Consider the following 25,069-nt stretch of genomic DNA (forward strand, 5'->3'; position numbering starts at 1 on the left):
TACGGCGCCGGCTTCTTCTACATCCCCGGCACCGACACCTGCCTGCGTCTCTCCGGCCGCGCCCGGTTCGAGGGCGGCTACATGACCAGCTACTCGCGGCAGGGCACCAACGGCGACACGTCGGGCTACCAGGGCCGGATGCGCATCAACCTCGATGCCCGCACCCAGACCGCCTACGGCACCCTGCGCGCCTTCGTGCGCCTCGATGCCGGCTCCCGCACCGGCTACTCCGGCGTCGGCACCTCCGGCACCCAGCAGCGCATCGGCCAGGCCTTCCCGGGCCTCGGCATCGACCAGTTCGGCCGCGCCCAGCAGTTCGTCAACGTCGACAAGGCCTTCATCCAGTTCGCCGGCATGACCGCCGGTCGCGCCTCGTCGTTCTTCGACTTCTACGCCCACGACTTCGAGTTCGCCGGCGCCACGCTCGGCTCCGACATCGCCTCGACCAACCTGCTCGCCTACACGGCCACGCTCGGCAACGGCCTGTCCGCCACGATCTCGGCCGAAGACCCGGTCTTCCGCCGCAGCCCGATCTTCTCGCAGACCAACAACCCGGCCGGCGTGACGAACAACTCCAACATCGTCAATTTCGCTCAGACGAACGCTCCGGCCGAGGTGTTCATCGGCTACACCAACGGCGTGCCGACCCGGTACAGCTTCGTCGACGTGATCCAGCGCTCGCGCATGCCCGACGTCGTCGGCGCCCTGCGCCTCGACCAGGCCTGGGGTTCGGCTCAGGTCTCGGCCGCCGTCCACGAGCTGAACGTCGGCAACGTCGCCAACGGCGCCGGCACCGGCACCGGCTCGAACATCAGCATCCCCCACACCAGCAACTCGTACGGCTGGGCGGTGCAGGGCGGCCTGAAGATCAACACGCCGTTCATCGCGCCGGGCGACGCCCTCTACCTGCAGGGCGCCTACGGCTCCGGCGCCCAGATGTACACCGGCTACTGCGCGTTCAGCGGCTGCTACTCGCAGAACCCGACCACCATCCAGGGCCAGAAGTTCGCGCAGTACATCAACGACGCCACGCTCAACCCGTTCACAGGCCAGATGGAGCAGTCGACGAGCTTCACCGCGACGGCCTCGTACCTCCACTACTGGACGCCGGAGTGGCGCTCGGCCTTCTTCGGGTCGTACGGTGAGATGAACTACAGCAGCGGCGCCCGTCTGGCCCAGGGCGCGGCCTTCGCGCTGGCCAACAACACCGGTGCCAACTCCTTCGGCGTGAACGCCGTCGGCGTGCCGGGCACCCGGTTCTACCAGCTCAGCGAGGCGCTGCGCGACACCTACCAGTTCGTGGCCGGCGGCAGCATCATCTGGTCGCCGGTCGAGGACCTCGATATCGGTGTCGAGGGCTTCTACACCCAGATCGGCGTCAAGAACGGCCGCGTGATCGACCGCGACAAGAGCCCGACGGCCTACGCGAACGTCGCCGGCATCAACAACGGCACCTTCGTGCCGCGGACCACGACGGCGGACAGCGTCTCCACCTTCCGCTTCCGCGTCCAGCGCGACTTCTGATCCCCGATCGGGACCGGTTCGCCCTCCAAAGCTTCCCGGTCCTGATGTCCCCGTGCAAAGGGACCCCACTGAGCCCGGCCTCGCGGCCGGGCATTTTCGTATCCCCGATCGCGTCGGGTCGCGCCCCGCCCGAAGGCGGGGCGCCGCGCTCAGCGGCCCGCGTTGCCGTCGCGCAGGGTGCCGGTCGGCTCCTGCACGTGCGCCTCGAGGAACCAGAGGTGCTTGTCGACCGCCCGCGAGATCTCGGTGAACAGGTCGGCCGTGTCGGGGTCGCCCGCCTCGTCGGTCTCGTCGATGTTCTGCCGGACCGCGTTGGCGTAGGCGGCGTAGCTGTCGATCAGCGCGGCGATGTGGTCGGCGATGGCGTAGATGCCGGTCGGGTAGGCCGGCAGCTTGGTTCGCTCGGCGACCGCCTGGGTCGAGCCGAAGGCCGTGGCGCCGAGCTGGACCGCGCGCTCGGCGACGCTGTCGTTCAGCTCGTCGAGTTGGGTGCGGAACCCGTCGAGCATCTCGTGGACGCCGATGAACTGCGGCCCCTTGAGGTTCCAGTGGGCCTGCTTGATCGCCAGCGCGAGGTCGATGCCGTCCGCGAGCCGGGCGTTGAGCGCCTCGATCGAGACCTTCTTGGCGTTCGAGTCGGTGTTGTTGCGGGTCTTGTGCGTCCGCGGGGTGTTGCTGGTGCCGGTGTCGGCCATGCTCTCGCTCCGTGAGCCGGGAAGGTTCGGATGCGAAAAGTGCCGATCGGCCCCCGGGTTCCCGCAGGCGCGAAGGATCCGAGGGCGGGCAGCGGCTTTGCCGCGGTCGGGCCGCGGTCAGGCCCCTCAGCGGCGGCGGCCTGGGCGGGCCATCCAGTCGGACCGGTTGCCGCGGGGCAGGGCGTCGCCGACCTGGATGCGCGACAGTTCCGCCGTGCGCGCGGCGATCCAGCCGGCATGCTCGGCCACCGGGGTCACGGCGGTGAAGCCGCCGCAGGCGGTCCGGCGCGCGCCCTGCTGCAGGGCGCCGCTCGACCAGCTCACCACGCCGACGATCCGGTAGCCGCCGGGGCCGCCGGTCAGGATCGGGCCGCCGGAATCGCCCAGGCAGGCGCCGGCGCCCGAGGTCTCGGCCATGCGCCGCCGGTCGGTGACGACGGTGACCCTGTTGGCGACCTGGAGCGAGCCGATCGACACGAGGTGGGCGAGCCGCAGGATGCGCGCCGAGTTCCGCCGGTTCTCGGCCACTACGCCGAAGCCCGCGATGTCCACGGGCTGCCCGTCGGTGATCGAGCCCGCGCCCCGGGGATCGAGGGGCACGTAGTCGTCGCCGAGCGGGCGCTCGAGCTTGAGCAGCGCCAGGTCGACGCCGGGCTGGTCCTCGGGGGTCGTCCCGGGCACGAAGTCCGGGTGCATGGAGGCGGTGATCACCGCGGTCCGGTGCTGGCGGAAGTTCCGGTCGACGCTGATCACCGTGTAGCCGGCCGGCCGCATCACGCAGTGGGCCGCGCTCAGCACGAGGTCCGGGGCGATCAGGGTCCCCGAGCAGATCTCGCCCTCGGTGCTCTCGATCCGCACCACGAAGCTGCGCGCCCCGTTCGGGTCCCGCGTCGTCGTGCCGTTGATCACCGCCGCGGCGGGCGTGGGCAGCAGGCCGCCGAGGGCGCCGAGCAGCGACAGGCCCAGGAACCCGCCCCACAGGCCGCCGCGCAGGCTGCGCTCGCGGGGGCCGGCCTTTCGGATCGGGCGAGGGGACATCGGGAACTCCGGGCGCGCGCGGGCGCGGGTGGGGGACGCCGGAGGCGGCGCCGAGGGAGCCTGGGGCGAGGGGCCCCAGATCGAGTGAGCCTAGAGCAAGGCAATAGCCCGGCCAAGCTGAGGTTCCCTGCGCACGCGGCGCCGCGCCGCTACTGCGCCCAGCGCGCCGTCCGGTCCCAGCCGTCGAGCACGCGGTCGATCCAGCCCCGCTGCGGCCCCACCAGGACGCCCTGGGTGAGGCCGCCGCAGGCGCCCCCGATCCAGGCCGACAGGGCCAGCACCGCCCCGTCCGGTCCCGCGATCGGGCCGCCGGAATCGCCCTGGCAGGCGCCGCCGCCCGCGCCCTTCAGCCAGACCAGGATGCGGCTCGGCCCGTAGGGCTCGATCACCGGCAGGCCGAGGCTGCGGTAGGTGCCGGTGGAGCGCGGGTCGCCGGGCTTGGCCGCGCCGTAGCCCGACAGGGTCAGGGTCTCGCCCGCCCGCGCCGGGGCGGCGCTCAGGGTCACGGGCGCGAAGCGCGGCGGCAGCGGCGTCTCGGTGCGCAGCAGCGCGAGATCGACGGAGCGCCGCCGGGAAGCGGCCGCGCCGGCGTCGTAGCCCGGATGGACCGCCTGGGCGGTGACGTCGACGAGCACCGGCGCCCCGGCGGCGTCGCGGAAATGGACGCGGTGCTCCTTGGCGTCGGCGAGACAGTGGCCGGCGGTCAGCACCGTGTCGGGGGCGAGCACCACGCCGGTGCAGACGCCGCCCTTCGACGACAGGACCATCACGGCCCCGCCGGCCGGCGCCTCGGTGCCGCCGACCACCGCCCGCGCCGGGACGGCCGCGAGCGCCGGGATCGCCATCAGGATCGCCGTGACGGTCGCTACCCGCGCGGTGCGGGCCGCCGGGCGGCGCTTCGAGATCGGCATCGGACCACCTGCAGAGAGACGCGCGATGATCCCGTTACGCATCGCTGCCGCCGCCGTCGAGCCGGTGGGCGTGCCCGACCTGCGCGCCTACCTGCGCGTCGACTCCGACGCGGGCGCCGACGAGGACGGCCTGCTCCAGGCCCTGATCGCGGCGGCCCGCGCGAGCCTGGAGATCGAGACCCGGCGGATCCTGGTCCCGGGTCGGTACCGGATCGCCCTGACGGCCTGGCCGCCGGACGGGCAGGTGCCGCTGCCCCTGAGCCCGCTGGTCGCGATCCTCCGCGCCGGCCTCGCGGACCCGTCCGGAGGCGTCACCGACCTCGACGCCGGGCTGGTGCGCCTCGGCCCCGACCCGGACGGGGCGCCGTCCCTGCAGGTGGATCCGGCCGCGCCGGATCCCGCCGGCCGCACCATCCTGATCGAGGTCGCGGCCGGGTACGGCGGCGACGGGCCGCCGCTCCCCGAGCCCCTGCGCCTCGCGATCCTGCGCCTCGCCGCCGCCCGCTACGAGCGTCGCGGCGACGAGCCCGACGCCGCCCGCACCGACGCCGCCGCGCTCGGCGCGCCGTTCCGGCGCCTGCGGCTGTGATCCTCGCACCCGGAGCTTCCCCGATGGCGACCTCGTTCCAACGCCCGCCCCTCGGCGCGCGGCGGCGCCGCTTCGTGCTCGAGCGGCCCCTGGAGGAGCCCGACGGGTTCGGGGGCGTGCTGCGCCGTTACGTGGCCGGCCCGGTCCTGTGGGGCGCGATCGCCCCGGCGGGACTCGCCGACCGAACGGCCGGCGGCCGCACCGACACGCGGCCCGCCTACCGCGTCACCCTGCGGAGCCGGGCCACGCTCGACCCGACCATGCGGCTCGCCGCCGGGCCGCGCCGCTTCGCGATCCGCGCCGTCGCCGAGCCCGACGCGCGGGGCCGCGACCTGATCTGCCACGTCGAGGAGCTGCCCGGGGAGGGGCGGTCGTGAGCGATCCGGGCCCGCTCCTGGCGCTCCGCGCCGGCCTGATCGCCCGCTTCGCCGCCGACGCCGCTCTGGCCGCGCTGCTGGGCGGCCGCGTCCGGCTCTACGACGAGCCGCCGCGGGGCACGCTCCCGGTCTACGCGGTGTTCGGCGACGCCGAGATCGCGGACGAATCCGTCGACGGCGCCGAGCGCCACCGGCACAGCCACGCGATCGCGGTGATCGCCCAGGCGGGCTCGGTGCGCACCGCCCTCGACGCCGCTTCGCGCATGGCGGCGCTCCTCCGGGACGCCCCGACGCCCCTCGTCCTGCCGCTGGCCGGCTGCCGGCTCGTGACCCTCCGGGTGCGGGCCGTCCGCGCCCGGCGCGACGCCCAGACCGGCGAGGCCAGGGCGACCCTGACGGTCGAGGCCGTCACCGAGAATCTGTGAGGAGGGTGCCGATGGGCGCGCAGAAGGGCAAGGACCTGCTGATCCGGGCCGGCGACGGTGCGGGCGGCTTCGCGGCGGTGGCGGGCCTGCGCAGCCGCCAGATCACCCTCAACGCCGAGACCGTCGACGTCACCAACGCCGATTCCGCCGGGCGCTGGCGCGAGCTGCTCGCCGGGGCCGGGGTGCGGCGGGCCGCGATCGCCGGCTCGGGCGTGTTCCGCGACCAGGCCTCGGACGCGCGCCTGCGCCTGCTGTTCTTCGAGGGCGCGGTCGAGGTGTTCCAGATCGTGATCCCGGCCTTCGGGATCCTGGAGGGGCCGTTCCAGATCGCGAGCCTGGAGTACCGGGGCGACCATGCCGGCGAGGTCACCTTCGACATGAGCCTCGAATCCGGCGGCGCGCTCGCCTTCGCGGCGGTCTGAGCGCCGTGGCCAACCGGATCCGCGGCGAGGTGCCGCTCACCCTCGGCGGGCGGCGCTACACGCTCTGCCTCACCCTCGGCGCGCTCGCCGAGCTGGAGACCGCGCTCCAGGCCGGCGACCTCGCGGGCCTCGCCGCGCGCTTCGCCGGCGGGCGCGTCTCGGCCCGCGACCTGATCGCCCTCCTGGGCGTCGCCCTGCGGGGCGGCGGCCACGACCTCGACGACGCGGCGGTGGCGCGGCTTCCGCTGGCGGGCGGGCTCGACGCCGTCTCGGCCGCCCTGGGCGACGTCCTGGCGGCGGCCTTCGGGGAAGCGCCGGGCGGGGAGGCGGCGGGTGGGGAGGCGCCGGGCCCGGCAAACCCTCCCTAGGGCCGGACGCGGACAAGCCGCCGCGTCCGGCCCCGGGCCGCTTCCCCTGGGACGACGCCCTCTCCCTCGGCTTCGGCGCGCTGGGTTGGCGGCCGCGCGACTTCTGGTCGGCGACCCCGCGGGAGTTCGCCGCGGCGCTCGGCCGGCGCGCCGGCCCGGAGCCTCTGTCCCACGCCGCCTTCGCGCGGCTCCTCGCCGCCCATCCCGACCCACCGTGAGGCACCGCCATGGCCGAGACCGACCCGCAGGGGGACCCGCTGTCCGACGACCGGATCCGGCAGCTCGAGACCCTGGACCGGCTGGCGCAGAGCTTCGGCCGCAGCCTCGACACCGCCCTGACCCGCGGGGCCGCGTCCGGCCGCAGCCTCGACGGCGTGCTCGGCACCATCGGGGCGCGCCTCGCCGGCGTGGCGGCGCGGGCGGCGGCCGGGCCGATCCAGGCGGGCCTCACGGGCCTCATCGGCGCGATGCTGGGCTCCGGCGCGGAGACGGGCTTCGCCCGCGGGGGCGTGTTCCGGGGCGGCCGCGTCCAGCCCTTCGCCGCCGGCGGCGTCGTGGCCGCGCCGACCTACTTCCCCATGGCGGGCGGCGCCGGCCTGATGGGCGAGGCCGGCCCGGAGGCGATCCTCCCCCTCGGCCGCGGGCCGGACGGTCGCCTCGGCGTGGCCGCGGGCGGCGCCGCGGCGCGGCCGGTCTCCGTGACGGTCAACATCGCGACCCCCGATCCAGGCGCCTTCCGCCGCTCGGAGGCGCAGGTGACCGCGAGCCTCGCCCGGGCGGTGGCGCGCGGCCAGCGGGCGACGTGACGGCGGCCGGCACGGCCGCCGCGCGGCCCGTCGCGGGTCACGCCGCCCTGCGCGCCTCCGTCTCCCGCGCCCGGCTGGTGCGGCCGTCGACGCTCACCGGCGCGACGCCCTGGATCGTCACGCGGCGGACCACGCGGGGCGCCTCGCCGTAATCGTCCACCGCCCGGTGGACCGTGGCGCGGTTGTCCCAGATCGCCACGTCGCCCGTCCGCCACGACCAGCGCACGGTGTTCTCGGGCCGGGTCGCGTGGTCGTGGAAGATCGCCAGCAGGTGCTGCGAATCCGCGGTGGTCAGGCCCAGGATCCGCTGGATGAAGTGGCCGACGATCAGCGAGCGCTCCCCGGTCTCCGGGTGGACGTGGACCAGCGGGTGCTCGGTCTCGAACACGGTCCTGGTGAACACCTCGTCGTAGCGCCGCCGCCCGGCCTCCGACACGTTCACCCGGCCGCCGACATAGTCGTAGACGTTCGAGTGCAGCGCCCAGAGCTTGTCGGCGAGGTCGCGCAGGGGCTGGGGCAGGTCCGCGTAGGCCGCCGCCGTGTTGGCCCAGAGCGTGTCGCCGCCGTGGGGCGGCAGCGTCACGGCCCGCAGGATCGAGAGCGCCGGGTAGGCCGGCACGAAGGTCACGTCGGTGTGCCAGGAACTCGCCCGCTCGCCCCGGCTGCCGTCGATGTCGAGGATTCCCGCCGTGCCGGCGAGGGAGGGCACGGTCGGATGCGGGACGAGGTCGCCGAGGCGCCGGCCGAACGCCTCCTGCCCGGTCTCGTCGAGGTCCTGGTCGCGGAAGAACACCACCTTGTGGGTGTTCAGCGCCTGCCGGATCGCCGCGACCGTCCCGTCGTCCAAGTCTCCCGAGAGGGCGACGCCGCGGATCTCCGCGCCGATGCGGCCGGCGACGCGGCGGATGTCGAGGGCGGGGGCGGATGCGTGCAGGGGCTGGGGGATGGCGCTCATCGGAAGGTTTCCCTGGCAGAACGGCGCCGCGTCGTGCGGATCGCGCGGTGAACCGAGATGTGCGGACCGAGAGGACTTCGGAGAACATCCGATTCGGTGTGGCGATCTTCGATCAACTACCGTCCCGTGTCGATGAACGGCGCTTTTGATTTTCCGGCGTCTCTCGGAAGACTTTTTTGAGCTGCTCCGATCCGGCAGCGATACCGTTCCCCGGGCGTCACGCGGGATCTGCGGCCCGGCCTCCGTCCTCGCGGGCGGAGCGAAGCGATCCCGGAGCGCCACGGTCACGGATGTCGCGCTGCCCTGGGTCGCGTCGCTGCGCTCGCGAGGACGCCCCGGAAGACCGGCGCGGCCCTGTCGCCACCCGAACCGGAGAGGCCCGCCATGGCCGACGATTTCCACGAGGTGCTGTTCCCACTCGACGTCTCGCTGCGCGCCGGCGGCGGCCCGCAGCGGCTCACCGAGATCGTGACCCTGGCCTCGGGCCGGGAGCACCGGAACGGCCGCTGGGCCGATTCCCGCCGCCGCTACGAGGCCGGGTTCGGGATGCGCGGCCTCGACGCCCTGCACGCCGTGCTGGCCTTCTTCGAGGAGCGGCGCGGGCGGCTCTACGGATTCCGGTTCCGCGACCGGGTCGACGACCGCTCCGGGCCGCCCGGCCGGCCGACCGGTCCCCTCGACCAGCCGCTGGGCACCGGCGACGGCGCCACCGCGTTCTTCCCGCTGGTCAAGACCTACGGGTCCGGCTTCGCGCCCTACCGGCGCCGGATCGCCAAGCCGGTGGCGGGCAGCGTCCGGGTCGCGGTGGCGGGCCGGGAGGTCGAGTCCGGCGCCTTCGCGTGCGACCCGACGACCGGCCTCGTCACCTTCGCGGCGGGCCGCGTCCCGCCGCCCGGCGCCGCCGTGACGGCGGGCTTCGCCTTCGACGTGCCGGTCCGCTTCGACACCGACGACCTGACCATCGACCTCGCGGCCTTCGCGGCGGGCGAGATCCCGAAGGTGCCGCTCGTCGAGATCGTGCCGTGAGGGGAGCACCATGCGCGACATCCCGGAGGCCTTCGCGGCCCATCTCGCGGGGGGCGTGACCACCCTGTGCCGCTGCTGGTCCCTGCGGCGGCGGGACGGGGCGACCCTCGGTTTCACCGACCACGATCGCGACCTCACCGTCGCGGGCCTCGTCCACGCCGCTCGGACCGGGCTGGAGGCGGCCGAGGCCAGCGCCGAGCTCGGCTTCGCGGTCTCGGGCGGCGACGTGGCCGGGGCGCTCAGCGGCCTCGGCCTCACCGAGGCCGACATCGCCGGGGGCCTCTACGACGGCGCCGCCGTGGAGACCTGGCTGGTCGACTGGAGCGACACGGAGACCCGGCTCCTCCTCGACGTCGCCACGATCGGCGAGGTGCGCCGGGACGGCGACGCCTTCGTGGCGGAGCTGCGCGGCCTCGCGCACCGGCTCGGGGCCGAGCGGGGCCGCACCTACCGGGCGACCTGCGGCGCCGATCTCGGCGATGCCCGATGCCGCGTTGACCGCGCCGCGTGGACGACGGCCGGCCGGGTGACCGGCGTCCCGGAGCCGGCCACGCTCGCGGCGGCGCTCGCCGGGTCCTTCGCGGACGGCCTGTTCACCGGCGGGCGCCTGACCTGGACGACGGGCGCCAATGCCGGGCTCGGGGCGGACGTGCGCCTCCAGCTCGGGCCGCTGATCGAGCTCTGGACGGTGCCGCCCCGGCCGATCGCCGCCGGCGACGGGTTCAGCCTGACGGCCGGGTGCGACAAGCGCCTCACCACCTGCCGCGACCGCTTCGCCAACGCGGTCAACTTCCAGGGCTTCCCGCACATGCCCGGCAACGACGCGGTCATGCGGGCGGTCCCCGGTTCGGACCCCATCCTCGACGGCGGGAGTCTCTACCGATGAGCGCGATGCGGCGCGAGATCGGCCGAGAGATCGGTGTTGCGGCGCTCGGCGAGGCGCGGCTCTGGCTGGGCACGCCCTACCGCCACCAGGCGTCGCTGCGCGGCGTGGGCTGCGACTGCCTGGGCCTGCTGCGCGGGGTCTGGCGCGGGCTCTACGGCGCCGAGCCGGAGGTGCCGCCGCCCTATTCCGGCACCTGGGCGGAATCGGCCGCGCCCGGGACCGACCCGCTCACCGAGGCGGCCGCCCGCCACCTCGTGCCGGTGCCCGGATCCCGGGCGGACTTGGCGCCGCGGCCGGGCGACGTCCTGCTCTTCGCCTTCCGCCGCCACCTGCCGGCCCGCCACTGCGCCATCGCCACCGGCGCCGGCGCGATGATCCACGCCCACGACGGGGCCGCCGTCACCGAGGTCGCGCTCACCGGATGGTGGCGGCGGCACGCGACGGGGGTGTTCCGGTTTCCGGCGCGCTGCGGCGCCTACGAGGAACGCGTCGATACGGTGAGCTTGACGCCGAGCACGTCCATGATCTTGCGGACCGTCTCGTAGCGGAGCTTCGAGCCCGGCGTCAGCGCCTTGTAGAGGCTCTCCCGACCGACACCCGCTTCCCGGGCGATCTGCGCCATGCCGCGTGCCTTCGCGACATCGCCCAGGGCCGCGATGAACAGCTCGGGGTCGGGGTCGTCGAGCGCCGCCGCCAGGTATTCGGCAATCGCCTCCTCACTGTCGAGGAATTCCGAGGCGTCGAACGGTGTGAAACGCATCAGGTGATTCCGTCGAGAGAGGCGGCCATGGATTTGGCCCTCTGAATGTCCCGGGTCTGGCTGGACTTATCGCCGCCGCACAGGAGCAGGTACGTTACCTCGCCGCGTCGGACATAGTACACGCGAAAGCCCGGGCCATACGGGATCCGCATCTCGAACACACCTGCCCCGACCGGTTTGGCATCCCCGAAATTGCCGAACCCCGCGCTGCGGATACGTGCCGCGATGCGCGCCCTGTCGCGGTGATCCTTCAGGCCCGTGAGCCAAGTCCGGAAGGTATCGGACAGCAGGATCGTCGTCACCGGTCGAACGTATCCGATCGGATACGGACCGGCAACCCGTCCACGCGATACCGCCATCAGATCCGGAGCCCCGCCATGGCGACGCTGATCCTGTCCTCGGCCGGCGCGGCGGTCGGCACCGCCCTCGGAGGCCCGATCGGCGGCCTGGTCGGGCGGGCGCTCGGCTCCGTCGCGGGCGCGGCCCTCGGCGGCGCCCTGTCGGGGGCCGGGCGGCACGCGCGCTTCGTCGAGGGGCCGCGGCTCGCCGACGTGGCCGGGCTCACCTCCACCGAGGGCGATCCGATCCCGCGGGTCTACGGGCGGGCGCGGATCGGCGGCACCCTGATCTGGGCGACCCGACCGCTGGAGGTCGCCAACACCACCGTCGCCCGCGCGGCCGCACCCTCCAAGGGCCTGGGCGGGCTCGCGGGCGGCCCGAGGACCGTCACCACCCGCTACAGCTACTTCGCCAACCTCGCGGTCGGCCTGTGCGAGGGCGAGATCGCCTGCGTCCGCCGGATCTGGGCGGACGGGCGGGAGATCGACCAGGCCGGCCTGACCCTGCGGGTCCATACCGGCGGCCCCGGCCAGGAGCCGGACCCGCTGATCGTCGCCAAGGAGGGCGCGGAGAACGCGCCCGCCTATCGCGGCCTCGCCTACGCGGTGTTCGAGAACCTCGCCCTCGCGGCCTTCGGCAACCGCGTCCCGCAATTCGCCTTCGAGGTGATCCGCCCGGTCAACGGCCTGTTCGACCGCGTGCGCGCCGTCGACCTGATCCCCGGCGCCAGCGAGTTCGGCCTCGATCCAGACCGCGTCACCGTCGATCTCGGGCTCGGCCGCACCGAGGCCGCCAACCGGCACCAGCTCCAGCGCGGCACCGACGTGATCGCCTCCCTCGACGCGCTCCAGGCGCTGTGCCCGAATCTGCGCCGGGTCGCCGTGGTGGCGACGTGGTTCGGCACCGACCTGCGGGCGGGATCCTGCCGGGTCGTGCCCAAGGTCGAGGCCGCCGACAAGCGCGCCCGGCCGGAGGATTGGCGCGTCGCCGGGATCGCACGCGACCGGGCCGAGACGGTCTCGACCCTGCCGGACGGCAGCCCGGCCTACGGCGGCACGCCGGCGGATGCGGGCCTGACCCGGCTGATCGCCGAGCTGGCGCGCCGGGGGCTGGCGGTGTCGCTCTACCCGTTCGTCATGATGGACGTGCCGGCCGGCAACGCGCTCCCCGATCCGCACGCCCCCGGCGCCGCGCAGCCCGCCTATCCCTGGCGCGGCCGCATCACCTGCGATCCGGCCCCGGGCCTTCCGGGGAGCCCGGACGGGACCGCCGCGGCCGACGCGCAGGTCGCGGCCTTCTTCGCGGGTGGCTACCGCGACGCGGTCCTGCACTACGCCGACCTCGCGGCCGGCTGGGCGGCCTCGGGCACGGCCCTCGCGGCCTTCGTGATCGGCAGCGAGCTCGTCGGCCTGACCCGGGTGCGCGGCGCGGCCGGCTACCCGGCGGTGCGGGCCCTGCGCGACCTCGCCGCCGCGCTCCGCGACCGCCTCGGCCCGGCCGTCACCCTGGTCTACGCGGCGGACTGGACCGAGTACGGCGCCCATGTGGGCGACGGCGGCGCCACCGTCCGCTTCCCCCTCGACGACCTGTTCGCCGACCCGCATATCGGCGCCGTCGGGATCGACTGGTACCCGCCCGTCTCCGACTGGCGCGACGACCCGGACCACGCCGACCTCGCGGTGACGGGCGACATCGCCGACCGGGCCTATCTGAAGGCCCGGGGCGCGTCCGGCGAGGCATTCGACTGGTACTACGCCGACGCGGCCGACCGCGCCGCCCAGGCCCGCCGGCCGATCACCGACGGCGCCGCCGGCAAGCCCTGGATCTACCGGGCCAAGGACCTCGTCGCGTGGTGGTCGAGCCCGCACGTGGAGCGCGACGGCGGCGTCGAGACCCGCACCACCGCCTGGGTGCCGGCCGGCAAGCCGATCTGGCTCACCGAGATCGGCGTTCCGGCGGTGGACAAGGGCACCAACGGCCCCGACGTCTTCCCGGACCCGAAATCGTCCGAGAGCGCCTTCCCGCCGGAATCCCGCGCCCTGCGCGACGAGCTGATCCAGCTCCGCGGGCTGGAGGCCGTGATCGCGCGGTTCGACCCGGCCGTGCCGAGCTTCCGGGAGGCCGACAACCCGGTCTCGCCGGTCTACGGCGGCCGCATGGTCGATCCCGGCGGGATCTTCGTCTGGGCCTGGGACGCGCGGCCCTTCCCGGCCTTCCCGACGGTGCGGGGCGTCTGGGCCGACGCCGCCAACTGGCGGGTCGGCCACTGGATCACCGGCCGGATCGAGGGCTGCGACCTCGACCTGCTGGTCCAGCGGATCCTCGCGGATTTCGGGTTCGACGCGCCGGTCTCCGTGGAGGCCGCCGCCTATCTCGACGGCTACGTGATCGACCGGCCGCTCACGGCGCGGGGCGCCCTGGAGACCCTCGCGGAGGTCTACGGCCTCGACGTCTCGGCGGTGGCCGGGACCCTGCGGCTGCGCGGTCCCCGCCGCGACCGGCCCGTGATCCTGGCCGAGACCGACCTCGTCCGGCTGTCGGAGGAGCGGCCGGTCCTGCACCAGGTCCGGGCCGAGGAGAGCGGCCTGCCGCGCTCCGTGGACCTCGGGATCACCGATTCCGAGAGCCCGGATTACCGGCGCGCCGCGGCCTCGGCCGTGCGGCCCGCCGGCCTGCGGCGGCGCCAGACCCGGATCGAGGCGGCGATCGTCACCCGCCGGGAGACCGCCGACGGCTTGGCCGAGGCGCTGCTCGACCGGCTGATCGCGGCCCGCGACACCGCGGTGTTCACGCTGAGCCCGCGCCGGGTCGAGCTGGAGCCCGGCGACCTCCTGGCGGTCCCGGCCGACGTGCCCGGCGGCGCGGTCCTGCGCCGGATCGACCGGATCGACGACGCGCCCACGGGCCGCCGGATCGAGGCGAGCGGCGTGCCGCCCCGGGCGGGGCCCGGGCGCGGGCTGCCCCGCGCGATGGCCCGGGCCGAGGTGGCGCCGCCCGCCTTTCCCGGCCCGCCGCTCGCCCTGGCCCTCGACCTGCCGGTCGACCGCGGCGACCCCACGGTCCTTCAGTCCTGCGCGGTGGCGGCCGAGCCCTGGCCCGGCGCGGTCGCGATCTGGCGCGCCGCTGGTGACGGGCCGCTCGCCCTGCACCGCCTCGTCGACTACCCGGCCTGCCTCGGGCGCACCCTGTCGGCGCTGCCGGCCGGCCCGCTCTGGCGCATCCAGCGGGGCGCGCATCTCGATGTCGCCCTGCGGCGCGGCGCGACGCTGGCCTCGATCGGGGCGGGCGCGATGCTGGCCGGGGGCAACCTGTTCGCCCTGCTCGGTGCGGACGGGACCGTGGAACTGCTCGGCGCCGCGTCCGCGGTCCTGACCGGGCCCGACACCTACCGGCTGTCCGGCTTCCTGCGCGGGCTCGCGGGCAGCGAAGCGGCGGCGGGGCGGGTCTCCCCGGCGGGGAGCCTGATCGTGCGCCTCGACGACGGCGCCGTGACGCCCCTGGTCGACCGGCTGGACGAGGTCGGCCGCGCGTTCCGCTACCGGATCGGGCCGGCGGATCGCGACCCGGCCGACCCGGCCTTCACCGAGATCGCCGCCACGGCCGGCCTCGCGGCGCTGACGCCGCTGCGGCCGGTCCACCTGCGGGCGCGGCGCGCGGCGGACGGCGTGCGGCTCTCGTGGATCCGGCGGGCCCGCCGCGACGGCGACGCCTGGGAGCCGGCCGAGATCCCGCTCGACGAGCCGGAAACCTACGCCGTGACGGTGTTCTCGGCCGCCGGCACGGCCCTGCGCACGCTCCGGGCCGAGGCCCAGCACTGCCTCTACGCGGACGAGGCGGCCGATTTCGGCGGCGCCCAGACGCATCTCGAAGTCGCGGTGGCGCAGATCGGTCTGGTCGCCGGCCCCGGACCCGCCCGCCGCGCCCGAATCCCCGTCCACTCGGCCTGACCGCTCGACCTGACCGCTCGACCTGACCGCCCGGGAGCCGCCCCATGTCCGACGCCACGCCCCATCTCGGCCTGCCGCTGATCGCCGCCAGCCAGGCGCAGAAGCACGTCACCCACAACGAGGCGCTCGGCCTCCTCGACGCGCTGGTCCAACTGGCGTGCCTGGACAAGGACCTCGCCGCGCCGCCGCCGGGCCCCGCGGAGGGCGACCGCTACCTCGTGGCCGCCGCCGAGCCCAAGGGCGCCTGGGCGGGGCTCGCGGGCCAGGTGGTGCGCTACGCCGACGGGGTCTGGACCGGCGCCGCACCGCGGGCCGGCTGGCTCGCCTGGCTGATCGACGAGGCCGACCTCTACGTCTTCGACGGCGCGGCCTGGACGAGCCTCCGCTGCGCGCTGACCGCGCTCCAGAGCGTCGGCCGCCTCGGGATCAACACGGCGGCCGACGCCACCAACCGCCTCGCGGTGAAGTCCGATTCCGCGCTCCTGACCTGGGACGACGCCACGCCGGGCACCGGCGACATGCGGGTCTTCGTCAACCGGAAATCCGCCGTCCGCGACGCCGCCCTGGTCTTCGAGACCGGCTACGCGGCGCGGGCGCTGCTGGGCACCCTCGGGAGCGACGACTTCACCCTGAAGGTCTCGCCCGACGGGGCCGCCTTCGCCACGGCGCTCACCGCCTCGGCGCGGACCGGCGGGATCGACTTCGCCTCGGCCGAGACCGCCCTCGCGGCCGCCCCCACCACCGACCTCGGCGCGGCCGGCACCCGGCGGGTGCTCGTCACCGGCGCGGCCCGGATCGCGAGCTTCGGCGCCGCCGGCGACCGGGAGCGGTTCGTGCGCTTCTCGGGCGCCGCGACCCTGGTCCACGATCCCGAGGCGCTGGTGCTGCCGACCCGCGCCGATCTCGTGACGGCCGCCGACGACACCTGCATCGCCACCTCGGACGCGGCGGGCCGCTGGCGCGTGCGCCACTACCAGCGCGCCGACGGGACGCCGCTCGCGACCGGCACGCAGGTGCTCGGCGCGAACGGGTCGGTGCGGCTCCCGGGCGGCCTGATCGCGCAATGGGGGCTCGTCACCGCCGCCGACGCCGATGTCGCGGTGGCGTTCGGCATCGCCTTCCCGGGGAGCTGCCTCGGCGTCTGGGCGCAGCCGGTCGCCGGCGCCGGCGACGCGCTCCACGCCGCGCAGGTCAGCGACGTGGCGGCCACCGGGTTCACGCTCCGCACCCGCCGCGCGACGGCCGGCGCGGTGGCGGGGGTCGGGTCGGTGCCGATCTACTGGCTGGCGCTGGGCGCGTGAGCGCCCGACCCCGCGGCCGCTCTCAGTCCGGAACGGCGTCGAGGGCCCGCAGCATCGCCGGCTCCACGGCCGCGTAGCCCGCGCCGTTGAGGTGGATGCCGTCGTCGGTGAAGTCTCGCCGGAGCGCGCCCGCCTCCGTGGCGAGCGGCGGCCCGTAATCGACGAGGCGGGCCGGGCCCGCCGCGCAGTAGGCGCGCAGCCACCCGTTCAGGGTGCGGATCCGCGCCACCGGCCGCAGCTCGGGGCGCCAGCCCCAGAAGTCGCTCGGCATCACGGTGCCGATCGTGAGCGGCAGCCCGGCCGCGAAGGCCATCCGCCCCATGGCCATGATGTTCCCGGCGATCGCCCGGTCCGGCACCGGGCCGCCGATCTCCGCGATGTCGTTGATTCCGCAGAGCAGATGCACGGCCCGGGCGCCGACCGTGTCCCGCAGGAAGCGCGCGCGGATCTGCCCGCTCGTCTCGCCCGGGATGCCCCGGGCGACGAAGCCGTGGCGCGCGAAGGTCTCGGCCCGCACCGCGCCCCAGGCGGCGGTGATCGAGTCGCCGATGAACACGAGCGGCCGGTCCTGTCCGCGTCCCACGCATCCCCCTCGGCGCCGCCCACGGCGCGGGCCGCCTTAGCCCGGCGCGTCCGGGGAGGCCAGTTTCCGGAGCAAGCCCATGCCGCCATCCGACCCCGCCGCGCGGGAGCCCTTCGCCGCGGCCTGCCGCCGGCTCGGCCCGCGGCTGATGCGCGATCTCGGCCTGAGCGACGTCCAGGCCGCCGGCCTGCTCGGCAATCTCGGCCACGAGACCGGCGGGTTCCGCCATCTCCAGGAGGTCGCCCCCGCAGTGCCGGGCTCCCGCGGCGGCTGGGGGCTCGCCCAGTGGACCGGGCTCCGGCGCCTCGCCATGGAGGCGTGGTGCCGGGCGCGCGGCCGCGATCCCGCCGACCCCGAGGCGGGCTACGGCTACCTCTGCGCCGAGCTGCGCGGTCCCGAGGCGCCGGCCCTCGCGGCCCTGCGGGCCACCACCACCCTCGCTGCCGCCACAGAGGCGGTCTGGCGCCGCTACGAGCGGCCCGGCGTCGTCGCGCCCGCGCGCCGCCTCGCCTGGGCGCGCCGGGCCCTCGCCGCCCTGCGCGACGGTCCCGCCGCGATGCCGGCTCAGCCGCCGGGCCGGCCCTGACCCGTCGTCACCCGATCCCGAGCCGGCCGGGTCCGCCGCGCGCTGAGAAGGAGTTCCACGATGATGCACCCGATCCGGGCGGCCGTCGCCCTGGCCATCACGGGCCTGCCGCTCGCCGCCCTCGCCGCGCCGGCCGGCGGTGCTGCGCCCGCCGTTACCCCCGTCGCCGGCCTGCTGCCGTGGGGCTACTGGCTCTCCGGCCTGCTCCAGCCGGTGACGGCCGCCCTCGTGCCGCTCGCCGCCGCCGCCGTCACCGCCGGCATCGCCCGGGTCGCGCCCTGGGCCGCCTCGGTGCTCACCCGCGACCGGATCGAGGCCGCGATCCGCGCCGGGGCCGAGTTCGGCCAGAACGCCGTGGCCGGGGCCGCCCGGGGCCGGACCGTCAGCGCCGATCTCGGCGCCGCGGTGGTGGCTGCCGGCGCCCGGCACGTGCTCGCCACCGCCCCCGCGCACGTCGTGCGGAAGGCGGGCGGCCCCGAGGGCGTGGCCGCGCGGATCTTCCGGGCGCTGCCCCTCGATCCGCAGGCGAGCGCCGCCAACGTCCTCGCCCCGGCGCTCGCGCAGCTGCGCGGGGCGGACAAGCACCCGGCCTGAGGCCGGGCCTCGCCGCTTCGGCGGCGCGAGGGGCCTCGAAACAGGGATCGTCACCATGAAGCCCCTCCGCACCGAGGCACGGCAATCCGCGCGCCCCCAGGACGCCGAGGGCGCGGGGGTCGCCCTCGGCGGGCGGCCCCGGACGATCCGCTTCCCGCCCGTCTGGCACGCGTGGTTCGCCCGGCAGTCCGAGCCGCGCCTCGCCGCCCTCGACGAGCTGGTCGACGCGCATCTCGAGCGCCGCGCGCTGCGCCGCTACCTGCGCCGGCTCAAGCACGCGACGGTGCTCGCCTTCGTCGCCGCGGCGGCGGTCGCACACTGGTTCTCCGACCAGGTCGCGTGGCTCGCCGCGCATGTCCCGGCCCTGCGGGCCCTCTGGAAGCTGCTGACGGGAGGGTGAGATGCGCCTGCTCTGGGACAGGGTTCTCGACCGGGCGTGGCTCGGCTTGGCGGCCGCCGCGGCGGTGACGGTCGCCGTCCACGAGGGTGCGGCGGTCGGCCGGCTTGCCTGGACGCTGGGGTCCGGCGGCGCCGCGCAGGCCGCGCAGGCCGCGCAGGCCGCGCAGGCCGCGCCGGCGGGGACCGGCCGGGCCGGGCCGCCGGCCCGCGCCGCGGCCTGCGGTCCCGCCCCGGCGCCGTCACCGTGAGACCGGCCGCGGCGCCTGTGGGAAGCGGCGCGCGGCGTGGAACCGGGCGCCGCCTCGGCCGTCATGTCCGCACGATGCCGCCCGCCACCGAATCGACCGCGAAGGGACTGTCCGGACCGCCGCCGACGACCGCCGGGGGCGACGCACGGCCACGTATTCAGGACGCATTCAGTGCCCTGGGCTCACATCGTCTGCCAATGCGCTACGCCATCGCCCTCGTCGCCATCAGCCTGACCGCCGCGGCCCTCGCCGCGGGCGGCCTCGGCTCCATGGCCGACGACGGGCCGGCCCCGCAGACGGGCGCGGTGTCCAGCCAGGCGCCGCTGCGGATCGAGAGCTGCCTGTCCCCCGCCGACCTGCGCGAGGAGGTCGGTGAGCGCCGGGTGATCCCGCCCGTGGCGGCGATCCGCGCCGCCCGCACGGTGATCCCGCGCGCCGAGATCCAGCGGGCGAGCCTCTGCCGTCACGAGGACGGCCTCGTCTACATGCTCACCGCCTTGCGCCGGGACGGGCATTTCGTGCACGTGATTGTCGACGCGCGCACCGGCACCGTGGCGGGACAGTATTGAGCGGGCGCCGGAACCGTTTCGGAGGGGAGTGAGCCGTGCGTCTGCTGGTCGTGGAGGATGACAAGGACATCAACCGGCAGGTCGTGGCCGCGCTGGAGGAGGCCGGCTACGTCGCCGACAAGGCTTATGACGGCGAGGAGGGCGGCTATCTCGGCGAGAGCGAGCCCTACGACGCCATCATCCTCGACATGGGTCTGCCCAAGGCCGACGGCGTGACCGTGCTCCAGAAGTGGCGCCGGGCCGGCGTGAAGACCCCGGTGATCATCCTCACCGCCCGCGACCGCTGGTCGGACAAGGTCGACGGCTTCGATGCCGGCGCCGACGACTACGTCACCAAGCCCTTCCACATGGAGGAGCTGATGGCCCGGGTGCGCGCGCTGCTGCGCCGGGCCGCCGGCCACGCCACCAGCCAGATCGCCTGCGGGCCGGTGACCCTCGACACCCGCTCCGGCAAGGTCTTCGTCGACGGCGCCCAGGTGAAGCTGACGAGCCACGAGTACCGGCTGCTCTCCTACCTGATGCACCATACCGGCCGGGTCGTGTCCCGCGCCGAACTCACCGAGCACCTCTACGACCAGGATTTCGACCGCGACTCGAACACGATCGAGGTGTTCGTGGGCCGCCTGCGCAAGAAGCTCGCGGTGGACCTGATCCAGACGGTCCGCGGCCTCGGCTACCTCGTGGATCCCAACCAGCCGCCGGCCCGGATGTGAGCGCGGCCGCGCGTTCCGGCACGCTGCCGGCCGTGTTCATGCGCGGCGGCACCAGCAAGGCGCTGATGCTGCACCGCCGGGACGTGCCGGGGGATCTCGCCGCCTGGGAGCCGGTCTTCCTCTCCGCCATGGACAGCCCCGACCCGTTCGGGCGGCAGCTCAACGGAATGGGCGGGGGCGTCTCGTCGGTCTCGAAGATCTGCGTGGTCGAGCGCTCGGCGCGGCCCGACGCCGACATCGACTACACCTTCGTGCAGGTCGTGGTCCGCGACGGCCGCATCGACCTCTCGGGCAATTGCGGCAACATGCTCGCCGCCGTGGGGCCGTTCGCGGTCGACGAGGGGCTCGTCGACGTCCCGGACGGCCCGGTGCGGCTGCGGATCTTCAACACCAACACGCGCAAGCTGATCGTGGCGGGCTTCGCGGCCGCGGGCGGCCGCAGCGTCTACCGCGGCGACCTCGCGATCCCCGGCGTCACCGGCACGGGCGCGCCGATCCAGCTCGACTTCCTGGATCCGGGCGGCGCCACGACCGGCCGGCTGCTCCCGACCGGCGCCGTCCGTCAGTGGCTCGACGTGCCGGGCCTCGGCGCGATCGAGGCCTCGCTGATCGACGCTGCCAACGCCTGCGTGTTCGTCCGCGCCGCCGATCTCGGCCTCGCCGGCACCGAGCTGCCCGCCGCCCTGGAGGCCGTGCCGGGCCTCCTCGACCGGCTGGCGCGGATCCGCCGGGCCGGCTCCGTGGCGATGGGCATCGCGCCCGATCTCGAGGCGGCGGCGCGCGTCGTCCACGTGCCCTTCGTCGGCCTCGTGGCGCCGCCGCAAGATTCCGGCAGCCTCTCCGGCGCCACGATCCGCGCCGCCGAGACCGACCTGACCGCCCGGGTCATCTCGAACGGCGTGCCGCACCAGGCGCTGCCGCTCACCGCCACCCTGTGCCTCGCGGCCGCCGCCCGGCTCGAAGGCAGCCTCGTCCACGAGGCCGCGCGCCCCACCGAAGCGGTCCTGCGGGTCGGCATGCCGTCGGGCATCCTCACCGCTGACGCCGCCGTGACCCGCGGGGCCGACGGCTGGCGGGCCGAGCGCGGCGCCTTCTTCCGCACGGCGCGCCCGCTGATGCGCGGCGCGGTGTTCTACGATGCGCCGCCGCACGTCTGAGCGACCGACGCATCCATGATCGACCTCATCGGCCTCTTCTCCCTGCGCCGCCGCTCCATCGCGGTGCGGCTCGCCGTGTCGGCGTTCCTGGCGAGCTCCGCGATCCTGCTGATCGCGGCCTGGATCCTCACGACCCTCTACCGCGAGAACACCGAGCGCTCCTTCGACAGCCGGCTCCTCGTCTTCGCCAACAACCTCGCCACCGACCTCGTCTCGCCCAACGATCCCGAGAGCCGGACCTTCTCGCTCGGCGACCCGCGCTTCGACCTGCCCCTGTCGGGCTGGTACTGGCAGGTCGGCAAGCCGGACGCGAAGCCGCGCGACGTGCGCACCTCCCGCTCCCTCGTCGGCGTGCCGCTACCGCCCGCCACCGATTCCGACGGCAAGGTCGGGGTCGGGCAGATCCGCCAGGGCTACGGCAAGGGGCAGGACGGGCGCCTCCTGCGCATCATGGAGCGCGACGTCGATCTCGGCGAGGAGGGCCGCTACACGGTCCGGGTCGCGGGCCCCGCCGACGAGATCGTGAACGACGTCGACCGGTTCCGGAACTCGCTGACCATCACCTTCGGCCTGCTCGGCCTGTCGCTGGCGATCACCACCCTGCTGCAGATCCGGTTCGGTCTCGCGCCGCTCAAGAAGATGCGCGCCGCGCTGGGGGCCGTGCGCCGGGGCGAGGCCGACCGCATCACCGGCACCTATCCCCGCGACATCGCCCCGCTCACCGGCGAGGTGAACCTCCTGATCGAGACCAACCGCGAGATCCTGGAGCGTGCCCGGACCCAGGTCGGCAACCTCGCCCATGCCCTGAAGACGCCGCTCTCGATCATCGTCAACGAGGTCGGGGCCTCGGACGCCCCGGAGGAGCTCGCGCAGAAGATCCGCGAGCAGGCCGCGGTGATGCGCGATCAGGTCAATTATCACCTCGACCGGGCCCGCGCCGCGGCGCTCGCCGGCACGCTCGGCACCTCCACGGAGGTCGAGCCGGCGCTCGCCGGCCTCGTGCGCACCTTCGGGAAGATCTACCGGGACAAGGACATCGCCTACGACGTCCACGTCCCGCCGGGCCTGCGCTTCCGCGGCGAGCGCCAGGATTTCGAGGAGATGGTCGGCAACCTCGTCGACAACGCGTCCAAGTGGGCCCACGGGCGGGTGGCGATCCGGGCCGAGGCGGTGAGCAAGGACGATTATCCCCACCTCGTCGTCGCCATCGAGGATGACGGTCCGGGCCTGCCGCCGGAGGCCCGGCAGGCCGTGCTCGGCCGGGGGCGTCGCCTCGACGAATCGAAGCCCGGCTCGGGACTCGGCCTGTCGATCGTGGCCGACCTCGCCGCCCTGTACCGGGGGCGCTTCACCCTGGAGCAGGCGGCGCTCGGCGGCCTGCGCGCGGTGCTGGAGGTGCCGGGGGACCTGCCGGTCGGCACGGCCGCCCATTGAGGCCGTCGGCCGCGCCCGGGCAAATCCGGGCACGTCCGGCCGCGTCCGGGTACGGGCCGGGAGGCGGCGCGCGGCCTCATGGCTCCCGCCCGGGGCCTTGTCATCGCAACAGAGTTGCGTGACACCGAGCCGCCGCCGGGAGGCGTCGTGGCATCACGCCGCCGGCTCCACAGGGCGTGGGGAGGGGCGGGCCGGTGCGGCCCGTTGGCGATAAGGTCCATGACGGCGATCTGGTTCATCCTGGCGGCCATGACCGCGGCGGCCGTGCTCGGCCTGCTCTGGCCGATGTCGCGGCGCGCCGCCGTGCCGACCGGCGAGGCCGGCGGCAGCGGGCTCGCCACCGAGACGGCGTTCTACGAGGATCAGATCGCCGAGATCGACCGCGACCTCGAGCGCGGCCTGATCGCCCCCGACGAGGCCGAGACCGCCAAGGCCGAGGCGGCGCGCCGCCTGCTCCGGTCGAGCCGCGAGGCGCAGCGCGAGGCCGAGGATTCCGGCATCGCCGAGGCCGCGCGCCCGGCCGAGCCGCGCCTGCGCCGCCGGCGCGCCGCCTCGGCCTTCGCGCTCTCCACCATCCCGCTCGTGGCGCTGATCGCCTACGGGCTCTACGGCTCGCCCGAGGTGCCGGCGCAGACCGAGGCCGACCGGCAGGCCGCCCGCGGCGGCGCCGACGAGCTGATGAAGGCCGTCGGGCAGATCGAGGCGCGCCTCGCCCGGGACCCGAACGACGCCCGCGGCTGGGCCGTGCTCGCCCCGGTCTACATGCGCACCGGCCGATTCGACGACGCCGCCCGCGCCTACGGCCACCTCGCGCGGATCAAGGGCGAGACCCCCGACCTCCTGGCCGACCAGGGCGAGGCGCTCACGGCGGCCGGCGACGGCACCGTGTCGCCCGAGGCCAAGGCGCTGTTCGAGAAGGCGCAGGCCAAGGAGCCGAACGCGCCCAAGCCGCGCTTCTACCTCGCCCGCGCGGCCGAGCAGGCCGGCGACACCGGCGAGGCGATCCGCCAGCTCACCGAGCTCGAGGCCAGCAGCCCGCCGAACGCCCCGTGGCTCGGGATCGTCAAGCAGAGCCTCGCCCGCCTCAAGGGCGAGCCGCCCCCGCCCGCGACGCCCCAGGCCGCCCCCGAGATCCCGGCCGAGCAGCAGGCGGCGATTCGCGGCATGGTCGACGGGCTCGACGGCCGCCTCAAGACCGGCGGCGGCACCCCCGACGAGTGGCTGCGGCTCGTCCGGTCCCGGATGGTCCTCGGCGAGCGCGCGCAGGCGACCGACGCCCTGGCCCGCGCGCGCACGGCCCTCGCGGGCGACCCGCAGGGTCTCGCCCAGGTCGAGCAGGGCGCCCGCGCCGTGGGTCTCGGCGCCGAGGGCGCGGCGCCCGCGCCGGCCGAATCGGGCCGGGCGGGACCGGGCGTCCAGGCCGAGAAGGAGGCCGCGATGGCGGCCGTGCGCGCCATGCCGCAGGCGGAGCAGCAGGCGGCGATTCGCGGGATGGTCGAGGGTCTCGACCGGCGCCTCGCCGCGCGGGGCGGCACGCCGGACGAGTGGATGCGGCTCGTGCGTTCCTACAGCGCGCTGGGCGAGCGCGACCAGGCGGTGAAGGCCCTCGACCGCGCCCGGATGGCGCTGGCCGCCAACAGCGAGGCTGTGGCGCGGCTCGACGGTCTCGCCCGGGAGCTGGAGCTCCCCGCCAAGCCCAATCCCTGACCGCCGGGCCTCCGCCAAGCCTGTTCCCCGGCGCCACGAAATCGCGAGCCCGCCTCCGCGGAGCGGTCCGTACGACAATCGGTCCCGACGCCCGCCCTTGACCCGCGGGCGCCTGGAGCCGACACCCTCAAGACTAGAATGAGAACGGTTCCGGTCGAGGCGGGTCTCCGCGCGCCGGACCGCGGGGTGGAAGTATCGTGACGCGTAAGAAACGCCGCCTGATCCTGATCGCCGCCTGCGGCAGCGTCCTGGCGCTCGCCGTGGGGCTGATGCTGTACGCCATGAGCGGCTCGATCGTGTTCTTCCGCTCGCCCACCGACATCGCCAAGCAGGCCATCGCCCCGGGCACGCGCCTGCGGCTCGGCGGGCTGGTGAAGGACGGCTCGCTCAGGCGCGGCCCCGACCAGACGGTCGATTTCGCCGTCACCGACACGAACGAGACCGTCGAGGTCCATTACAAGGGCCTGCTGCCGGACCTGTTCCGGGAGGGGCAGGGCGTGGTCGCCGAGGGCGTGCTGGAGCCGGGCGGGCAGTTCCGCGCCGACACGGTGCTGGCCAAGCACGACGAATCCTACATGCCCCGCGAGGTGGCCGACGCGCTGAAGGCGCAGGGGCGCTGGCAGGAGGGCGGCCCGAACAAGGGCGGCCCGGCGCCGAAGCCCGCTACCGCGGCGGCGGACAGCACCCTCGGTCCCCGCAGCGAGCGGTGA

The 25,069-nt window shown here is 75.3% G+C and carries 29 protein-coding genes and 1 pseudogene; 23 read left to right on the forward strand and 7 right to left on the reverse strand.

The window, feature by feature from the left end:
• A partial coding sequence (locus tag BMY19_RS00125) for a porin (RefSeq protein WP_100250832.1) occupies positions 1 to 1,524 on the forward strand: 1,524 nt, incomplete at its 5' end.
• 149 nt (positions 1,525 to 1,673) lie between these two features.
• Here the strand turns inward: BMY19_RS00125 and dps are convergent.
• The 3 genes from dps to BMY19_RS00140 all read right to left on the reverse strand — a co-directional run bounded on the left by dps (position 1,674) and on the right by BMY19_RS00140 (position 4,168).
• Positions 1,674 to 2,219: a DNA starvation/stationary phase protection protein Dps gene (gene dps, locus BMY19_RS00130; RefSeq protein WP_012321876.1), complete on the reverse strand. Its 546-nt coding sequence runs from the start codon at positions 2,217 to 2,219 to the stop codon at positions 1,674 to 1,676.
• A gap of 126 nt (positions 2,220 to 2,345) precedes the next feature.
• Positions 2,346 to 3,257: a S1 family peptidase gene (locus BMY19_RS00135; RefSeq protein WP_091676180.1), complete on the reverse strand. Its 912-nt coding sequence runs from the start codon at positions 3,255 to 3,257 to the stop codon at positions 2,346 to 2,348.
• A gap of 149 nt (positions 3,258 to 3,406) precedes the next feature.
• Positions 3,407 to 4,168: a S1 family peptidase gene (locus BMY19_RS00140; protein WP_100250515.1), complete on the reverse strand. Its 762-nt coding sequence runs from the start codon at positions 4,166 to 4,168 to the stop codon at positions 3,407 to 3,409.
• A gap of 25 nt (positions 4,169 to 4,193) precedes the next feature.
• On the opposite strand from BMY19_RS00140, the gene BMY19_RS00145 reads away from it, so the two are divergent.
• The 7 genes and pseudogenes from BMY19_RS00145 (at position 4,194) to BMY19_RS00175 (ending at position 7,155) form a co-directional block, all read left to right on the forward strand.
• Positions 4,194 to 4,757, forward strand: coding sequence for a head-tail connector protein (locus BMY19_RS00145; RefSeq protein WP_020090920.1), 564 nt, complete (start codon positions 4,194 to 4,196; stop codon positions 4,755 to 4,757).
• Positions 4,758 to 4,780: 23 nt separating this feature from the next.
• Complete coding sequence (locus BMY19_RS00150) at positions 4,781 to 5,134, forward strand: head-tail adaptor protein (RefSeq protein WP_100250516.1); 354 nt, start codon at positions 4,781 to 4,783, stop codon at positions 5,132 to 5,134.
• A complete protein-coding gene (locus tag BMY19_RS00155; RefSeq protein ID WP_100250517.1) occupies positions 5,131 to 5,559 on the forward strand; it encodes a tail completion protein gp17 in 429 nt (142 codons plus the stop codon). The genes BMY19_RS00150 and BMY19_RS00155 overlap by 4 nt, the downstream gene beginning before the upstream one ends.
• An 11-nt stretch (positions 5,560 to 5,570) precedes the next feature.
• Positions 5,571 to 5,981, forward strand: coding sequence for a phage major tail protein, TP901-1 family (locus tag BMY19_RS00160; RefSeq protein WP_056527565.1), 411 nt, complete (start codon positions 5,571 to 5,573; stop codon positions 5,979 to 5,981).
• A 5-nt stretch (positions 5,982 to 5,986) separates the two neighbouring features.
• On the forward strand, positions 5,987 to 6,349 hold the full coding sequence (locus tag BMY19_RS00165; protein ID WP_091977854.1) for a gene transfer agent family protein: 363 nt from the start codon (positions 5,987 to 5,989) through the stop codon (positions 6,347 to 6,349).
• A 53-nt stretch (positions 6,350 to 6,402) separates the two neighbouring features.
• Positions 6,403 to 6,567 (forward strand): annotated as a pseudogene (locus BMY19_RS00170) (phage tail assembly chaperone); the annotation flags it as partial.
• A 9-nt stretch (positions 6,568 to 6,576) separates the two neighbouring features.
• Positions 6,577 to 7,155: a phage tail tape measure protein gene (locus BMY19_RS00175; RefSeq protein WP_100250518.1), complete on the forward strand. Its 579-nt coding sequence runs from the start codon at positions 6,577 to 6,579 to the stop codon at positions 7,153 to 7,155.
• 37 nt (positions 7,156 to 7,192) lie between these two features.
• On the opposite strand, the gene BMY19_RS00180 is transcribed toward BMY19_RS00175, so the two are convergent.
• Complete coding sequence (locus BMY19_RS00180; RefSeq protein WP_100250519.1) at positions 7,193 to 8,110, reverse strand: TauD/TfdA dioxygenase family protein; 918 nt, start codon at positions 8,108 to 8,110, stop codon at positions 7,193 to 7,195.
• Positions 8,111 to 8,494: 384 nt separating this feature from the next.
• Here BMY19_RS00180 and BMY19_RS00185 point away from each other — a divergent pair, with 384 nt between their 5' ends.
• From BMY19_RS00185 to BMY19_RS00195, 3 genes are read left to right on the forward strand one after another with little or no spacing between them, the layout of a single operon-like run.
• A complete protein-coding gene (locus BMY19_RS00185; protein WP_100250520.1) occupies positions 8,495 to 9,136 on the forward strand; it encodes a DUF2460 domain-containing protein in 642 nt (213 codons plus the stop codon).
• A gap of 10 nt (positions 9,137 to 9,146) precedes the next feature.
• A complete protein-coding gene (locus BMY19_RS00190) occupies positions 9,147 to 10,022 on the forward strand; it encodes a DUF2163 domain-containing protein (protein ID WP_100250521.1) in 876 nt (291 codons plus the stop codon).
• Complete coding sequence (locus BMY19_RS00195; RefSeq protein WP_100250522.1) at positions 10,019 to 10,567, forward strand: NlpC/P60 family protein; 549 nt, start codon at positions 10,019 to 10,021, stop codon at positions 10,565 to 10,567. Before BMY19_RS00190 ends, BMY19_RS00195 begins: the two co-directional genes overlap by 4 nt.
• Here BMY19_RS00195 and BMY19_RS00200 read toward each other — a convergent pair.
• Complete coding sequence (locus BMY19_RS00200) at positions 10,498 to 10,782, reverse strand: addiction module antidote protein (RefSeq protein ID WP_056527585.1); 285 nt, start codon at positions 10,780 to 10,782, stop codon at positions 10,498 to 10,500. The genes BMY19_RS00195 and BMY19_RS00200 overlap by 70 nt on opposite strands.
• Positions 10,782 to 11,084, reverse strand: coding sequence for a type II toxin-antitoxin system RelE/ParE family toxin (locus BMY19_RS00205; protein ID WP_100250523.1), 303 nt, complete (start codon positions 11,082 to 11,084; stop codon positions 10,782 to 10,784). Before BMY19_RS00205 ends, BMY19_RS00200 begins: the two co-directional genes overlap by 1 nt.
• A gap of 75 nt (positions 11,085 to 11,159) precedes the next feature.
• On the opposite strand from BMY19_RS00205, the gene BMY19_RS00210 reads away from it, so the two are divergent.
• Both BMY19_RS00210 and BMY19_RS00215 read left to right on the forward strand, forming a co-directional pair.
• Positions 11,160 to 15,068 carry a baseplate multidomain protein megatron gene (locus BMY19_RS00210; RefSeq protein WP_100250524.1) on the forward strand — a complete coding sequence of 1,303 codons (3,909 nt, stop codon included), beginning with the start codon at positions 11,160 to 11,162 and terminating at the stop codon, positions 15,066 to 15,068.
• Positions 15,069 to 15,112: 44 nt separating this feature from the next.
• Complete coding sequence (locus BMY19_RS00215; protein WP_100250525.1) at positions 15,113 to 16,369, forward strand: DUF2793 domain-containing protein; 1,257 nt, start codon at positions 15,113 to 15,115, stop codon at positions 16,367 to 16,369.
• Between the two features lie 22 nt (positions 16,370 to 16,391).
• On the opposite strand, the gene BMY19_RS00220 is transcribed toward BMY19_RS00215, so the two are convergent.
• Positions 16,392 to 16,952 (reverse strand): GDSL-type esterase/lipase family protein, encoded by a 561-nt coding sequence (locus tag BMY19_RS00220; RefSeq protein ID WP_244534792.1) that lies wholly within the window; start codon positions 16,950 to 16,952, stop codon positions 16,392 to 16,394.
• Between the two features lie 79 nt (positions 16,953 to 17,031).
• On the opposite strand from BMY19_RS00220, the gene BMY19_RS00225 reads away from it, so the two are divergent.
• The 10 genes from BMY19_RS00225 (at position 17,032) to ccmE (ending at position 25,069) form a co-directional block, all read left to right on the forward strand.
• Positions 17,032 to 17,538 (forward strand): phage tail tip lysozyme, encoded by a 507-nt coding sequence (locus tag BMY19_RS00225; RefSeq protein WP_100250526.1) that lies wholly within the window; start codon positions 17,032 to 17,034, stop codon positions 17,536 to 17,538.
• Positions 17,539 to 17,598: 60 nt separating this feature from the next.
• Positions 17,599 to 18,132 (forward strand): hypothetical protein, encoded by a 534-nt coding sequence (locus BMY19_RS00230; protein WP_100250527.1) that lies wholly within the window; start codon positions 17,599 to 17,601, stop codon positions 18,130 to 18,132.
• 55 nt (positions 18,133 to 18,187) lie between these two features.
• The gene (locus tag BMY19_RS00235; protein WP_100250528.1) at positions 18,188 to 18,532 is read left to right on the forward strand and encodes a hypothetical protein; all 345 of its coding nucleotides are present in this window, start codon (positions 18,188 to 18,190) and stop codon (positions 18,530 to 18,532) included.
• A gap of 1 nt (position 18,533) precedes the next feature.
• Positions 18,534 to 18,779 (forward strand): hypothetical protein, encoded by a 246-nt coding sequence (locus BMY19_RS00240; RefSeq protein WP_100250529.1) that lies wholly within the window; start codon positions 18,534 to 18,536, stop codon positions 18,777 to 18,779.
• A gap of 197 nt (positions 18,780 to 18,976) precedes the next feature.
• Positions 18,977 to 19,348 carry a PepSY domain-containing protein gene (locus tag BMY19_RS00245; protein ID WP_100250530.1) on the forward strand — a complete coding sequence of 124 codons (372 nt, stop codon included), beginning with the start codon at positions 18,977 to 18,979 and terminating at the stop codon, positions 19,346 to 19,348.
• 35 nt (positions 19,349 to 19,383) lie between these two features.
• Positions 19,384 to 20,061, forward strand: coding sequence for a response regulator transcription factor (locus BMY19_RS00250; protein WP_012321897.1), 678 nt, complete (start codon positions 19,384 to 19,386; stop codon positions 20,059 to 20,061).
• Positions 20,058 to 21,218: a PrpF domain-containing protein gene (locus BMY19_RS00255; RefSeq protein WP_100250531.1), complete on the forward strand. Its 1,161-nt coding sequence runs from the start codon at positions 20,058 to 20,060 to the stop codon at positions 21,216 to 21,218. Before BMY19_RS00250 ends, BMY19_RS00255 begins: the two co-directional genes overlap by 4 nt.
• A gap of 15 nt (positions 21,219 to 21,233) precedes the next feature.
• Positions 21,234 to 22,652 carry an ATP-binding protein gene (locus tag BMY19_RS00260; protein WP_100250532.1) on the forward strand — a complete coding sequence of 473 codons (1,419 nt, stop codon included), beginning with the start codon at positions 21,234 to 21,236 and terminating at the stop codon, positions 22,650 to 22,652.
• A gap of 219 nt (positions 22,653 to 22,871) precedes the next feature.
• Positions 22,872 to 24,359: a c-type cytochrome biogenesis protein CcmI gene (gene ccmI, locus BMY19_RS00265; protein WP_100250533.1), complete on the forward strand. Its 1,488-nt coding sequence runs from the start codon at positions 22,872 to 22,874 to the stop codon at positions 24,357 to 24,359.
• A 197-nt stretch (positions 24,360 to 24,556) separates the two neighbouring features.
• On the forward strand, positions 24,557 to 25,069 hold the full coding sequence (gene ccmE, locus BMY19_RS00270) for a cytochrome c maturation protein CcmE (protein ID WP_020090897.1): 513 nt from the start codon (positions 24,557 to 24,559) through the stop codon (positions 25,067 to 25,069).

The organism is Methylobacterium sp. UNC300MFChir4.1, from assembly GCF_900110155.1.
GTDB lineage: Bacteria > Pseudomonadota > Alphaproteobacteria > Rhizobiales > Beijerinckiaceae > Methylobacterium.